This is a genomic window from Rhodococcus sp. MT28 (assembly GCF_058792695.1).
Genome location: NZ_JBXAFD010000001.1, coordinates 1039951 through 1054043, shown reverse-complemented (window position 1 = coordinate 1054043; position 14093 = coordinate 1039951). Strand labels below are relative to the sequence as shown.

The following is a 14093-nucleotide window of genomic DNA, read 5'->3' as shown; positions in this document are numbered from 1 at the left end:
GGCGGATAGACTTCGGAGGCCGAACGGGAGAACCGACTCGGTGGTTTTCGACGAACGGGTGGTGGCGATGGCGATTGCCGAAGTGGACGCAGAACTCGCCGTGCTGTTCAACGAGGCAGGCGGCGAGTCCGCCCCTGCCTACGAACGGGTCAAGAACCTCGTGGTCTCGCAGATCAACTCGGGTCGGTGGACCGAAGGCGATCAGCTGCCTTCGGAGAATCAACTGGTCAGTGCGCTGGGGTTGTCACGAATGACGATCAATCGAGCGCTTCGCGAACTCACCAGCGACGGTCTGATCGTGCGGATGATGGGGGTCGGTACTTTTGTCGCCGCCACGAAGACCGCGTCCCCGCTGTTCGAAGTCAAGAACATCGCCGACGAGATTCAGCGCCGCGGCCACCGTCATCGAACCGAGGTCGTCTTCGTTCGTGAGGAAGAAACCGACCACGGGCAGACGTTCCTTCGTGAATCGGTGGGCAAACGGGTGTTCCATTCGCTGATGGTGCACTTCGAGGACGAAACTCCGATTCAGGTGGAAGACCGATTCGTGAATCCGAACGAGGCGCCCGACTATCTGCGCCAGGACTTCACCGCGATCACCCCCAACAACTACTTGAGTGACGTTGCGCCTCTGGTTCGCGGCGAGCATGTCGTGGAAGCGGTGTTGGGTAGCCCGGACGAATGCGAGCTGTTACGCATCGATCGCGGGGAACCGTGCCTGCTGATTCGCCGCCGCACCTGGTCGGCTAACGGATTGGTCAGCGCGGCGCGCTTGATCCATCCGGGTTCACGCAATCGCTTGGAAGGAACCTTCGAGCGCTGATCGTTTCGAATGGCGAATCCTGAACACTCGCTCGTCCGATTGCACCATTTTCGGGGCCGACTTCGGTGCAATCGACCAGGACGTGACTGCGAGCACACTGAGATCATGGGTGGACGGTTATTGCTTCCGCAACCTCACTTCCCGACGAGTGAGACCTGAGCGGATCCCAGCAACGCCGTCTACGCCGCTCGCTTCCATGATCGAAGGAGTTCGACCTGTGACCGACTTGCCCAAGGACCTACTTGTCGCCCCGAAGTGGCAGGAACGCCTCGACGAACTGGCAGCCAAGCATTCGGTACCGGGCGCGCAGGTCGGTGTGATCGCGCTGGGCGAAGACGGCGCGGCGGACATCCGTGTCATCACCACCGGAGTGACGAGCCTGAACACGCGCGTCGACGTCGACGCAGACACCCTGTTCCAGTACGGATCCGCGAGCAAGATCTGGACGACGACGCTGATCATGCAGCTCGTCGACGAGGGCAAGCTGACGCTGGACACCCTGGTGGTGGAGGTGCTTCCGGAGTTCACGATCGCGGATCCTTCCAACACGAAGGAAATCACGATCCGCCAGTTGCTCACGCACACAAGCGGTATCGACGGAGACCTGTTCAACGACACCGGTGACGGTGACGACTGCGTCGAGAAGTACGTCGACGAACTCGCGACCGCGATCAGCGTCACCGAGCCCGGCGGGCATCTGAGTTACAGCAACGCGGGTTTTGCCGTTGCCGGCCGCATCGTCGAGGTCCTTCGTGAGATGACGTGGGACGAGGCGTTGGTCGAATATCTCTGGAAGCCACTCGGATTGACGCACATCATCACCAAGGCCAAGGACGCGCCGCTGTTCCGCACGGCCGTCGGCCACGTGGCCAACCCGGATCGGACGTCGCCGGACAAGGTGATTCCGACCAAGCAGTGGCTGCTTCCGCGCGGTATCGGTCCGGCCGGGATCATCACCGGATCGGTCAGCTCGCTCCTGACCTTCGGTGCTGCACACATGCGTGACGGACTCGCATTGACGGGTGAACGCATTCTGTCCGAAGAATCCGCGCGCCTGATGCGCACTCCGCAATTCGACCTGACCGCGGTCTCGAGCGTCGATCAGGCCTGGGGTCTCGGCTGGATCCTGTCCGACTGGGGCGGCGTGACGTCCGCGCAGCACGGTGGTGCGACAATCGGCCAGATCACTCGTTTTCACACCTTCCCCGAGCTCGGTCTCGCCATGGCCGTGGTGACCAACTCGCGTGGCGGCGGCGCCCTGGCCCACGACATCGAGAAGGAGATCGCCCAGGAGCTCGATCTCGTTCTGCCGGAACCGAAGTCCGAGCCGAATGCGGAAGACATCGACCTGTCGCACATTCTCGGAACCTATGAATCGACAACCGTGCGAATCGAACTCACGCGCGGCGAGGACGGCGGATTCCAGGTGCAGAACTTCGCCAAGGTCGAGATCGACGGCGAGCCGCCGGCTCCGCCCACCAAGGTCGTACCTCTGTCCGCCTCCAGGTTCTTGATCAGTAACGAGAGCGCTTCGGGTGAGATGGCTCATCTCACGATCGATGGCGAGCAATATCTGTACATGACAAGGCTTTTCAAGAAGATTTCCGACTAGTCGCGGCGATTCTCTCCGCTGAATGAAATCTCGGGCAGGTCGAAGGCGATGAGGGCCCTCGACCTGCCCGCACTACTTTTCGAGGAAAACTCATGATGAAACCTCTCGCTCCTTTTCCGGACGTGAATCACCCCGCGGCACTCGATGCTTACGGCCTTGCGCCGGTCATCGACGGTCACAACGATCTGGCCTGGACGGCTCGCGAAACTGCCGCATACTCGGTGGAGAATCTCGAGAAGGATTCCATCTTCCAAACCGACATCGACAAACTCGGTCGCGGCGGCGTCGGTGCGCAGTTCTGGTCGGTCTACACCCCGTGTGACCGGACGGAGCCAGAGGCGGTTCAGTACACACTCGAACAGATCGACTACGTGTACCGGATGATCGAGCGATACCCGGATACTTTCGAATTCGCGCGTACAGGTGACGACGTGCGTCGCATCTGGAGCGAGGGCAAGGTCGCGTCCTTGTTGGGCGCGGAGGGCGGTCACAGCATCGGCAGCTCGCTCGGTGTTCTGAGAATGATGGCGCGCCTTGGTCTTCGGTACATGACGCTGACGCACAACGACAACACCGGGTGGGCGGACTCCGCGACGGACACTCGAGTACACGGCGGGCTGACCGACTTCGGTCGCGAGATCGTGCGCGAAATGAATCGGCTCGGCGTACTCGTCGACCTGTCGCACGTCTCGGTGGAAACGATGAGAGATGCCATCGAGACGTCGTCGGCGCCGGTGATTTTCAGCCATTCGTCGTGCTCTCAGCTATGCGGTCACCCCCGTAATGTTCCCGACGACGTCATGCGACTGCTCGCGGACAACGGCGGGGTCATCATGATCGCCTTTGTACCCATGTTCCTTTCTGCCGAGTACAACGAGTGGTTCAAAGGCGGGCGAGTCGGCCCACGACCGGCGATGACAGTGGACCATCTCGCCGACCACGTCGAGCATGCCCGAGACGTCGCGGGCATCGACCACATCGGTTTGGGCAGTGACTACGATGGGTTCGACGACTTTCCGGACGGTATGCAGGACGTATCCGGTTTCGCGGTGTTGATAGACCGTCTGGCGGAACGCGGTTGGTCCGCGGAGGACTTGGCAAAGCTGATGGGCAACAACGTGTTGCGTGTGCTCGACGAGACCAGTGCGGCCTCGATGTCGCGCCTTTCCTAGCCGTATCGACGCCCGAGAAGATGAGGATGAGAATGAAGAAGATTCGTACCGTTGCACTGAAGCTGGTTGCTTCGGTGTCCGTAGTTCTGGTTGTGCTGGTATCGATAGCGCTCGTATTCAATGTCGGCTCCAGCAAAGCGAGCGTTCCGGCCGGGGAGACGGGCAACCAGTTCGTGTCCGTCGACGGAAAGAACATGAGCTACTCGATCCGCGGCAACGGCGATCAGACCATAGTGCTGTTACCCGGGTTCGGAACGTCCGCACCGATTCTCGACTTCACACCGCTTGTCAACGAGCTCGCACCTGACTACCGCGTCGTCACGATCGAGCCCTTCGGTTACGGCTACAGTGACGGAACGGACAAGGACCGCACGACTGCGAACATCGTCGAAGAGATTCATACGGCAGTACAGTCGCTGGGAATTGACGAATACATCCTCATGGGGCACTCGATCACTGGTCTCTATGCGCTGGACTACACCGCGAAGTACCGTGACGAGGTCACCGCATTCGTGGGTATCGACAGCAGTGTTCCAGGGCAGCCGAACATGGATACCAAATTCCCGATCGACGCACTCCGAGTTGGAAGGCAATTGGGCTTGGCGGAATTGCTGTCCAAGGTCGTCGGTGGTGAAGCCTCGGACGAGTACCTCGATCCCGCCGCAAAGGACGAGATGCGACAGTTGACTGCGAAGAACAACTTCAGCGATACCTATCTCAACGAGATGGATCATCTTTCGAGTAACTTTGCTGAAGCAATCGGCAAGACGTTCCCAGCCGATCTTCCGATTCTGTTGTTCGCCGTGAACAATTCAGAAGTTCAGGGCTGGACAGAGCTGCACGAGGGGCAGGCAGCCTCCGTCGATCACGGAGAGGTGATCTTGCTGGACGGAGACCACTACCTGCACCACACCAGGTCGAAGGAAATCGCCGACAACCTCGGAAGGTTCTTGGGTGAGCTGAACTGAATCCGGGAGGACGTTAAAGTTGGAGGCGGGGCCATCGAGTCGAGATGGTCCCGCTTCTTTCTTCTCCACTGATCGTTCGGAGGCATTGTGGCGCAGACCTGGTCACGCGAAGAGCTGGTGAGCGAGCTGGACTCGGCGTATTCGAAACTCGAAGCGTTACTCGACGGCGTCGCCGAGGCCGACGCGTTCGACGCCATCGTCGTCGACGCGTGGACGGTGCACGACGTACTCGCTGTGCGTGTCTGGTGGGCAGAGGCCGTCGCAGAGTGGATAGGTGCCGGGCTGCGAGACGAGGCTCCGCAGACGCCGGCGGCGGGTTACAAGTGGACGCAAACACCCGCACTGAACCAGTCGGTTGTCGACGCGAGTATCGACATTCCGGCTCAGGAGCTTCGTGACCGCTTGGGAGCTGCTGTTGCGATGTTGCGCAACTACATCGAGACCCTTGACGACGATCAACTGCTGTCGGTCGGGGTTTTCTCGTGGACCCGGACGTGGCCGGTCTCGAGGTGGATCGCCGTCAACACGATCACCCAATACGCGTCGTTGTCGAAAATGATTAGGCGAGTGCTGAAGTCGAACAATCAGCCCTGAAGTCGATGCATCCGCCATACGTCCGGTCCGTCGGGGAGCGAGGTCTGGCCGACGATCGTGAAACCGAACCGTTGGTACAGCGGTAGATTTCGTTCGGTCGACGTATCGAGCCAGCAATTCTGTTCGGTTCGATCCAGTTCCGCCAAAGCATGTTTCAGTAGCGCAGAACCCAATCCGGTTCCGCGTGAGCGCGGCGTCGTACCGATCGTTGCCAACGACCACGCGTTGTCGGGGACGGGAAGCGCAGACAGTTGTTCGTCAGCCTGAAGAACGCGCTCGAACCGATCTCCGTGCAGTTCGACGATCTTCTCGACGGTCGCTTCATCAGGCTCTGGAGTGTCCGGCGGCAGGACTGCGATGACGCCGTTGCCGGAATCGTCGATGTAGGAACGCCCGAACGGTAGTGCCAGGTGTTCGAGGTAGATCCGTTGCAGAGTCGCGACGCGTTCCACGTGGGAGTCTTCGGCGACGCACCAGTTCGTCCAGGGGTAGTCGGCAAACGCCTCGCCGAGAACCTCGGCGGCACGGTCGAGGTCGTCGATGGACAGCGGTCGAACAGAATTCTGCATAGTGCCACTTCAGCACAGTGAGGTCTTCCGTCGCCACTCGATTTCGGCGGTGTAGCAGGTGCGCGGGTCGTGGTCACGTACTTGTGAGTTCATTCAAGAAAGTTGGACGAGGCTGTCGATCCTGCGTTGACTGGTAGTGATCGGGCAATCGCCGAGCTGTCAACTCCGGGCACGTGAGATCCGGGTACGGCGATTCTCCGCGAAAGGAACAGATATGAACAGGCTCGAAGGCAAGAATGTAGTGATCACAGGCGCCGCCAGTGGAATCGGGCGTGCAGCAGCACAACTCATGGCGGCAGAGGGCGCCAAGGTGTTGGTCGCCGACCTCGATCCTGCGCGTGCAGAGGAAGCGGCGGTGGCGATTCGCGAGACGGGTGGCAATGCAGTGGGTTTCGGCGTCGATGTCATGAACGAGGACTCTCTGGCAGCGATGATCGAAAAGGCGGTCACCGAATTCGGCGGCATCAACGTCCTGTGTAATCACGTGGGCGGTAGTAACCCGCGCAAGGATCTCGACCTGCTCCGGATGGACTTGGACGAGTGGGATCGCGTGATGTCGCTCAACGTCCGCAGCACTGTCGTCGCTTCACGACTTGCCATTCCGCACATGAACAGTGCCGGTGGAGGATCGATCGTCAACACGGCCTCGGTAGGTGGATTGATCGGGGATTCCCTGCAGTCTGCCTACGGATCCGCCAAAGCGGCTGTCATTCGTCTGACGCAGTACATCGCAGTCCAGTACGGAGCAAACGGTGTTCGGTGCAATGCCGTAGCGCCGGGCGCGATCATGACACCCGCTCTCGTGGACAACATCCCCGCTGATGTCATCGACGGCATGAAGCAGGCAAACGCCCTGCCTTACCTCGGCGAACCCGAAGACATCGCGCATGCCATGGTCTACCTGGCTTCGGACGAATCTCGCTACATGACGGGGCAGACCCTGGTGGTCGACGGCGGACTCACCAGCAAGAGTCCGCTCGCGACCGGCCGTTCGTCGATGTTGAGCTGAATCAGCTCCGCCAACCGCTGGGGCCGGCGCCCAGAACCTCGATGGATCCCTGACTGGCGTGTGAATGCTTGGTGCGGTGCGTCATTCGCCACTTTCCGTCGATCCGCGCCCATGAGTCGTGGTAGTCGCCGAGGGTGAAGAAGTTCAGGTGAGCCTTGCTCCCGGTGCCCACATGCATGTCGCTGACATAGGAGCGGCTGGTGGCGAGATCGCCGACCACCTCGACCAGCACGTTACCGATCAGATGTTGGGTGGGACCGCACTCGTCGAGGAACGAGCGGATGGACGCCACTACCTCGGCGGGTCCGCGCAGAGTTCCGGTGCCCAATTCTGCCGTAGCGTCCGGCGTCATGATCCGGTGGAGTTCATCCCACTCTCGCGCATCCATAGCTCGGGCGAACTCGAAGATGGAGCGGGTGATCTCGCGTTCGTCGAGAAGAGTGGTGATGTCGATGCTCATGCTGTGCGCCTTTCTTAACGTCGGGGGGTTAATAAAGGCGCACAGCAGATGTCAGCGGTTGAGCAGCTTGCGCATCGCTTCGGCAGCACCCTTGACCATCTTGTCTCGGGGGAAGCCACTGCGCTTCTTGGCGCCTTCGTAGTTTCCTGCAGCCACCCAGATCGGGCCGTCGGCAAGGTGTTCGAGACCTTCACGTGCAACATCTTCGGGCTCTGCGACGTTCATGCCCGGGATGTCGAAGTTCAGTCCCGCGCGAATCATAGCGGGTGTGCGAGTGACACCGAGAATGAACTCGACGACGTGAACGCCGTACGGCTGGAGTTCGAGCCACAGGCTTTCGGCGAAGATGCGCCCGAATGCCTTGGACGCCGCGTAGATGCTCTGGTGCTCGGAGCCCATGAATCCGGCCAGCGAACCAAGCAGCATGATGCCGCCGCGTCCGCGATCCTTCATCAATCCGCCGAAGTGGTGCGAGAGTTCGAGCTGCTTGTTGATGTTCAGCTCGATGACTCCGGCAAATCCCGTCAGATCACCGGTCACGAACTCGTGGCCGTAGCTGTTGGCGCCGGCGTTGAAGATGAGCAGGCCGACCTCGACGTCGTCGGTGACCGCCTTGATCTGATCGAGCGCGTCCGGAACGAGCAGATCCAATGCGAGAGTGCGTACTTCGACGCCGTTGGCGCGTGCCTTGGCCGCGGTCTCCTCGAGCGGGCCCGGCTTGCGGGCGATGAGAACGAGGTTGATGCCGATCTTGCTGAGCTCGTCGGCGAACCCTGCGCCGACACCTTCTGAACCGCCGGCGATGACTGCCCACGGGCCGTAGTACTGAGGATCGATCATTACTACCTTCTTCGAAAGATGTTGGCTTGACTAGTGAAACGGAGTCGGTACGGGTTCGCTGTTGTCGACGATCGGCTGAGGCACCGGCTCGTCGTTGAGGATCTCGAGTTCGCCCGCTGTTGCAGCGTTCACGATGGACGCGATCAAGGCGCCGCACTGCTTGCGAGGGGCACCGGGTCGTCCCTCTCGCTGCCCGAATTCACGGTCGTCGGCGATTTCGAGGCACTGGGCGCGGGCCTGGTCACTCCACTGAACGGTGGTGTGTTCCCAACTGTTCTTCTGGACCAGGACCTGAGCCTTGCACTCAGCGCACTGAAGAGGCTGCATCTTCGTCTGCCTTCTTTGCAGCGAGGTTGTCTTCGACTTCCTTCTGCCAGGCGGCGACGGGTCGCGCGGTGTCGAGTTCGAATTCGAAGCGCTCGGTCATCTCGGGAGCGATGTCCGCGACATCGACGTAGAACTGTTCGTACCAGCGACGGAGCTGGTAGACCGGGCCGTCTTCTTCGCACAGGAGCGGGTTCTCGATGCGAGTCTTGTTCTTCCAGATCTCGACGTCCTGCTCGAAGCCCTTGGCGATGAACGTGCCGAAGTTCGCGGCCATCGCGTCGGCGGCTTCACCCTGGAAGCGATCCGACTTCTTGACGATGATGCCGTACTGGAGCACGAACTTGTCAGCGCTGACCGGGTAGTGGCAGTTGATGAGCACAGAGTCGACGTTGTAGTCCTCGTACTCGTAGGTCAGGTCGTCGACCATGAAGGAGGGGCCGAAGTACGTGGCAACCGAGTTGCTGCCGACCATCTTCGGGGTGCCGGCTGCGTGGGGACGCATGTCCGAGCGAGCGACGCCGCGCATGTACTGCGTTGCGGCGTGGCCTTCGAAGACGTTCTTGAAGTACGTCGGGAAGGAGTAGTGCACGTAGAAGAAGTGCGCCATGTCGACGATGTTGTCGACGATTTCACGGCAGTTGGTGTCGACGGTCGTGGTGTACCAGACCCAGTCGCTCCACTCGTCGCTGAGCGCGCCTTCGATGCGGGGGATAGCCACGTCGTCGGTCGGCGGGTTGCCCTCGGGGTCATGCCAGACGAAGAGCATGCCGTCCTGGTCGAGGGTTTGCCAGGCGCGCGTCTTGGCCAGCGGGGGGACGCGGCGTGCGTACGGAATCTTCTGGCACTTGCCGTTGCCGCCCCAGCGCCAATCGTGGAACGGACAGGCAATGGCGTCGCCCTTGATGGTGCCCTGGCTCAAGTCGCCACCCATGTGACGGCAGTACGCGTCGAGGATCTTGACGTTGCCTTCACTGTCGGCGAAGACGACCAGTTTGGTGCCGAACGCCTCGATGGAGTGCGGCTGGCCGTCCTTGAAGGACTCCGTGAGTCCAATGCAGTGCCATCCACGCGCAAAGCGTGTAGGCGCGGTTCCAGCTTGGATCTCGCGAACCTCGTCGTTGTCGGACTGAGTGATCGTCACGATGAGTCCCGTCCTTTCCAGGGGCAGTGTCGACGCCCGACGCTAGGGGAGCGTGAATTGCCTCTGGGGTCTCGTCTCACTGGCCGGGACCAGCGGCGAGCGCGAGGATCCGGCGGCTGATCCCGGCCTCCGGGACTTCCGATCACCGGAACGCGTGACCGACATATCGTGACGGGGCAGCCGTTATGTCTATCTGCCGATCCGCTCCCTCACGGTTCGGTGCGAGGAGTGTCTCCCATGGTCAACAAGGTTCTGAGTTCAGTCCGTGATCTGCTTCCGAAGATCGCGGCCCGCGCTCAGAAGGTCGACGATTCGCGCAAGATCTCCGAACGGACCATCCGGGAGCTGTCCGAAGCCGGCGTCTTCTCCATGCTGGCGCCGAAAAGATACGGAGGTGCCGAGAGCGACCCGGTTCAGTTCTACGAAGTGGTCAGGGCCATCTCGGCTGCCTGCGGCTCGACCGGTTGGGTCGCGTCGGTGGTGGGGGTGCACCCGTGGCATCTTGCACTTTTCGACGACCGAGCGCAGGCCGACGTGTGGGGAGAGGATCAGACGACGCTCATCTCGTCCGCCTACGCGCCGGTCGGTCGACTGACGGCGGTGGACGGTGGTTACGAACTGTCGGGCCAGTGGGGCTTCTCTTCCGGCTGTGATCACGCGAGTTGGGCATTGCTGGGCGCGATGGTGGTCGGCATGGATGGTCGTCCCGTCGATTTCATGACGGTGTTGGTGCCGCGTACGGATTACGAGATCCGAGATGTCTGGGATGTCGTGGGGATGCGCGGCACCGCGAGCAACGAGATCGTGGTCGACAAGGCCTTCGTTCCCGAGCACCGATTGAAGCGCAACTACGAGACCGCACAACTTCGCGGCCCAGGCCAAGCAGTCAATCCTGGTCCGCTGTACAAGCTTCCGTTCGGGAGTATCTTCACCTCGACGGTTGCCGCTCCGTGTGTGGGCATCGTCGCCGGTTGTTACGAGGGGTACCTGGACGTGATGCGTGAGCGCGTCCGTCTGAGTTTGGGTGGTGGACGGTTCAGCGAGGATCAGTTCGCTCAGGTCGCCGTCGCACGTGCGTCGTCGGAGATCGATGCTGCGATTCTGCAGATGGATCGCAATATCCGGGAGATGTACGAACTTGCTGTGGCCGGTCAGGAGCTCCCACTCTCGATGAGGCTGCGTGCGCGTCGTGATCAGGTTCGTGCGACGGAACGCTCGGTGGAAGCGATCGACATGCTTTTCAAGACGGCAGGCGGGAACTCCCTCTCTCGCGGAAACCCGATCGAGCGTGCGTGGCGTGACGTTCATGCGGGCAGCGTTCACGTTGCCAACGAACCCGAGCGCGCGTTGGCGCTCTACGGCCGGGCGGCGTTCGGACTGCCGGTGGAGGACAACCTGATCTGACGGGTTGGCGCGTCACCGGGTGGGGTATTTGCCTTTGGATGAGGGAAGTACCGGCTCTGACCATCGGCTCGATCGTCGACATGGCGGGTGTCGCGCGCGCGAAGGTGATGCCGGCCGGCCGAACCGGTGTCTTCGAGAAAGCCGGTGCGGGAGTCTCACCGAGCTGGAACGTCTTCTGTAGCGACGATCGGATTGCCTTCACCGATTCCTTTTCCGTCGTGGGTGATCTCCGGTTGCGTATCGACCGCTCCGACCTCCGTGATCTCGGCGGGGGCGTGTCGTGGGCGCCGGCGACGTTGCACGAGCAAGACGGTGCGACGGCTGCCGTGTGTACTCGGTCCGCACTCACTGCCGTCGTGGCGCGGCTTGCCGCCGACGGACTGGAAGCTCGGGTGGGTCACGAGATCGAGTTCACTCTTTTCGGTGATGCGTGCAACGGAGCGTGGTCGGCGTACGGGTTAGGTGCAGTCCTGCGCCGCGAGGACTTCCTCAAGGACCTTCTGCGCAATGCCGAACGCGCACAACTTCATATCGAGCAAGTTCATGCAGAGTACGGACCGGATCAATTCGAGATCTCCATCGCTCCGGCAACTCCTGTTCAGGCTGCCGACCTGGTGATACTGGCCCGGATCTTGATCAGCCGCACTGCCAGAGCCCACGGATTGGCGGCCTCGTTTTCACCGATACCTACGATCGGAGGTACAGGGAACGGTGCACACCAGCACTTTTCGTTGAACTCAGGTGGGCGGCCCGTCTTCTCCGGTGGCGGGCAGGAGTACGGGATGACCGACAAAGGATCGTCAGCTTTGGGTGGAATCCTCTCTCACCTCACGGAATTCACGGCCGTCTTTGCGTCCTCACCGCTCTCCGGGGTCAGGCTGCGACCGGACAATTGGTCGGGGGCCTACGTCTGTTGGGGGCTCGAGAACCGGGAAGCGGCACTGAGGTTCTGCGCCGAGTCACCGTCGAATCCACACGGCGCCAACGCCGAAGTGAAAATCGTCGATCCATCGGCCAACCCGTATCTGGCGACCGCTGCGATACTTGGCCTTTCGCATATCGGTATCGGCAATGCCTCGCCATTGCCGCCGGAAATTGTGGTGAACCCGTCGACTCTCACGGAGGCGGAACGTGATGAGCGCGGGGTGACCCGAGTCCCCACCGATCTGCGCGAGATAGTGCAGAAGTTCAACTCCTCCTCGGTGGCGAAGGAAATCTTCGGGGAGTCGATCATCGAAGCGATGGTGTCAGTGAAGGGAGTTGAGCGCGAGACTTTCTCCCAGATGGACGAGGCGACAACCGTCGAGCGGCTTCGATATACCTGGAGCTGAAAGGGTTGACGCGCAAGATGTCGAGTCCTATGTTTAAGCTATTCCTTAATTAAGGAGTTGCTTACATGGACGAGCGAAGCGGCCGACTCGATGCAGTGTTCAGCGCATTGGCCGACCCGACGAGGCGTGAAATGCTCTCTCGCCTCACTGATGGTTCGATGACCGTCGGTGAGTTGGCCGAGCCGTTCGAAATGAGTCGACCCGCCATCTCTCAGCATTTGAAGGTGCTCGAGCGAGCCGGTCTCATCGAACGAACCGCCACCGCGCAATGGCGCACGTGCACCCTTCGCGCAGAGGGTCTCGACGACGCCAGCGCCTGGGTCGACGAACACCGGCGAGGCTGGAACGAACGCTTCGACCTCCTCGACGAGCGTCTACGTGAGCTGAAACAACGTCGACCGAAGAAGGAGAAGGACAATGAGTGACCAGAACGTCGATGCCACTGCAGAATTCACCATCACCCGGATCTTCGACGCGCCGCGCGACCTTGTCTGGCAGGCGTGGACCGACCCCGACGAGGCGGCGCGCTGGTGGCATCCGAAGGGTGTCAGCAGTCCTCGTGAGCATGTCACGATCGATCCCAGAGTTGGCGGAACGTACCGCTACCTGATGATCAACGACGAGAACGGAGCCGAGTACCCCACCGGCGGAACCTATCTCGAGGTCGACGAGCCGAAGAGGCTGGTCTTCACCTGGGGAAATCCGAGTGATCCGGTGGATGCCGCACCTCGGATAACGGTCACGCTCGCAGAACGGGGTGACAAAACCGAGATGACCTTCCACCTGGTAGGAATTCCGGGATTCAAGGGTGACGGGAATGTGTACGACGGATGGGAATCCGCTTTCGACGTGTTGGACGAAGTTCGCGCCGGCGACTAGTCGGGAATCGGACACCGCGACAGCGGTGCCGGTGATTGAATGGGGCTGATAGTCCATTCGTCACCGACGCAGGAGAGCCTGATGGCACCAGAAGTTGCGGTAGTTCTCGAGGGATACACCTACTTCGAATGCCCGCGCTGGCACGAGAACCGGATCTGGGTATCGGACTTCTACACCTACCAGGTGATTTCGGCCTGCGAGGACGGGACAGACATACGCGTCGAGGCGGAGGTTCCAGGGCAGCCGTCCGGGCTGGGGTGGCTTCCGGACGGCAGATTACTGGTCGTCTCCATGCGGGACCAGAAGATTCTGCGGCGAGAATCCGATGGCGAGTTGGTGGTGCACGCAGACTTGTCCGGGTACGTCAGTGCCAACGTCAACGACATGCTGGTCGACGCACAGGGACGAGCGTACGTGGGCAACTTCGGGTTCGATCTGATGAACCTGGCCCCCGTCGAGACGGCAGATCTCCTCCGCGTCGACCCGGACGGATCGGTGCACGTCGTCGCGCGAGATCTCCACTTCCCCAACGGAATGGCTCTGACGTCGACCGGAGATCTGCTCGTGGACGAAACGCTGGGAAATCGAATCAGTGCGTTTGCCGTCCAGGCCGACGGCTCTCTGGGTGAACGCCGCGACTGGGCGTCGTTCGGGCCGGTGCCTGGTGGACCCGAGATGGAGACCACCCTCGCTCAGATCGTCGTTGCGGCGGACGGGTGTTGTATCGACGGAGACGATTCGATGTGGGTGGCCGATGCCCTCGGAAGCCGTGTTCTTCATGTGGGCGCCAGCGGGGAGATAGTCGACGAAATTGCCTTCGACAGCGGTGTCTTCGCTTGCGGACTCGGCGGTTCCGACGGTCGTACCCTGTTCGTTTGTGCCGCCCCGGATTTCAACGAACACGCTCGCAAGGTGGCTACCGAAGGAAAGCTGCTGTCGATTCGCCTGGAGCCTTTGAGCTGAT

General features: G+C 61.1%; 16 protein-coding genes. 11 read left to right on the top strand and 5 right to left on the bottom strand.

Translation table 11 applies throughout. The annotated features are described in order from the left end of the window. Positions 1-67: 67 nt before the first annotated feature. From hutC to AC1Q6C_RS05055, 5 genes are all read left to right on the top strand, one after another. Positions 68-823 (top strand): histidine utilization transcriptional repressor HutC, encoded by a 756-nt coding sequence (gene hutC / locus AC1Q6C_RS05075; protein ID WP_024487384.1) that lies wholly within the window; start codon positions 68-70, stop codon positions 821-823. Between the two features lie 217 nt (positions 824-1040). Further along, entirely contained in the window at positions 1041-2435 is a 1395-nt protein-coding gene (locus AC1Q6C_RS05070; RefSeq protein ID WP_003940270.1) for a serine hydrolase domain-containing protein, read from the top strand. A 92-nt stretch (positions 2436-2527) separates the two neighbouring features. Further along, positions 2528-3607, top strand: a complete 1080-nt coding sequence (locus AC1Q6C_RS05065) for a dipeptidase (RefSeq protein ID WP_336871739.1) — start codon at positions 2528-2530, stop codon at positions 3605-3607. Positions 3608-3639: 32 nt separating this feature from the next. After that, on the top strand, positions 3640-4575 hold the full coding sequence (locus AC1Q6C_RS05060) for an alpha/beta fold hydrolase (protein ID WP_336871740.1): 936 nt from the start codon (positions 3640-3642) through the stop codon (positions 4573-4575). 87 nt (positions 4576-4662) lie between these two features. Then, on the top strand, positions 4663-5169 hold the full coding sequence (locus AC1Q6C_RS05055) for a ClbS/DfsB family four-helix bundle protein (protein ID WP_230359088.1): 507 nt from the start codon (positions 4663-4665) through the stop codon (positions 5167-5169). Here AC1Q6C_RS05055 and AC1Q6C_RS05050 read toward each other — a convergent pair. Then, complete coding sequence (locus AC1Q6C_RS05050; RefSeq protein ID WP_058037659.1) at positions 5160-5738, bottom strand: GNAT family N-acetyltransferase; 579 nt, start codon at positions 5736-5738, stop codon at positions 5160-5162. The genes AC1Q6C_RS05055 and AC1Q6C_RS05050 overlap by 10 nt on opposite strands. A gap of 214 nt (positions 5739-5952) precedes the next feature. On the opposite strand from AC1Q6C_RS05050, the gene AC1Q6C_RS05045 reads away from it, so the two are divergent. Then, complete coding sequence (locus tag AC1Q6C_RS05045) at positions 5953-6747, top strand: SDR family NAD(P)-dependent oxidoreductase (RefSeq protein ID WP_042448434.1); 795 nt, start codon at positions 5953-5955, stop codon at positions 6745-6747. A gap of 1 nt (position 6748) precedes the next feature. Here AC1Q6C_RS05045 and AC1Q6C_RS05040 read toward each other — a convergent pair whose 3' ends face one another. Genes AC1Q6C_RS05040 through AC1Q6C_RS05025 form a run of 4 tightly spaced genes read right to left on the bottom strand, consistent with a single transcriptional unit; the run spans position 6749 to position 9515 of the window. Next, positions 6749-7207, bottom strand: a complete 459-nt coding sequence (locus AC1Q6C_RS05040) for a nuclear transport factor 2 family protein (RefSeq protein WP_003940631.1) — start codon at positions 7205-7207, stop codon at positions 6749-6751. Between the two features lie 51 nt (positions 7208-7258). After that, complete coding sequence (locus AC1Q6C_RS05035; protein WP_020909164.1) at positions 7259-8047, bottom strand: SDR family NAD(P)-dependent oxidoreductase; 789 nt, start codon at positions 8045-8047, stop codon at positions 7259-7261. Positions 8048-8077: 30 nt separating this feature from the next. Next, a complete protein-coding gene (locus AC1Q6C_RS05030) occupies positions 8078-8374 on the bottom strand; it encodes a hypothetical protein (RefSeq protein WP_054825667.1) in 297 nt (98 codons plus the stop codon). Next, the gene (locus AC1Q6C_RS05025) at positions 8352-9515 is read right to left on the bottom strand and encodes a 3-ketosteroid-9-alpha-monooxygenase, oxygenase component (protein ID WP_003940257.1); all 1164 of its coding nucleotides are present in this window, start codon (positions 9513-9515) and stop codon (positions 8352-8354) included. Before AC1Q6C_RS05025 ends, AC1Q6C_RS05030 begins: the two co-directional genes overlap by 23 nt. Before the next feature lie 237 nt (positions 9516-9752). Between AC1Q6C_RS05025 and hsaA the strand changes: the two genes are divergently transcribed. The 5 genes from hsaA to AC1Q6C_RS05000 all read left to right on the top strand — a co-directional run bounded on the left by hsaA (position 9753) and on the right by AC1Q6C_RS05000 (position 14092). Next, on the top strand, positions 9753-10919 hold the full coding sequence (gene hsaA, locus AC1Q6C_RS05020) for a 3-hydroxy-9,10-secoandrosta-1,3,5(10)-triene-9,17-dione monooxygenase oxygenase subunit (protein ID WP_042448427.1): 1167 nt from the start codon (positions 9753-9755) through the stop codon (positions 10917-10919). A gap of 38 nt (positions 10920-10957) precedes the next feature. Then, positions 10958-12250, top strand: coding sequence for a type I glutamate--ammonia ligase (locus AC1Q6C_RS05015; protein ID WP_042448424.1), 1293 nt, complete (start codon positions 10958-10960; stop codon positions 12248-12250). Positions 12251-12315: 65 nt separating this feature from the next. Next, entirely contained in the window at positions 12316-12675 is a 360-nt protein-coding gene (locus AC1Q6C_RS05010; RefSeq protein WP_003940373.1) for an ArsR/SmtB family transcription factor, read from the top strand. Next, entirely contained in the window at positions 12668-13129 is a 462-nt protein-coding gene (locus AC1Q6C_RS05005) for an SRPBCC family protein (RefSeq protein WP_042448421.1), read from the top strand. Before AC1Q6C_RS05010 ends, AC1Q6C_RS05005 begins: the two co-directional genes overlap by 8 nt. Before the next feature lie 81 nt (positions 13130-13210). Next, the gene (locus AC1Q6C_RS05000; RefSeq protein ID WP_030536983.1) at positions 13211-14092 is read left to right on the top strand and encodes an SMP-30/gluconolactonase/LRE family protein; all 882 of its coding nucleotides are present in this window, start codon (positions 13211-13213) and stop codon (positions 14090-14092) included. Position 14093: the final 1 nt, after the last annotated feature.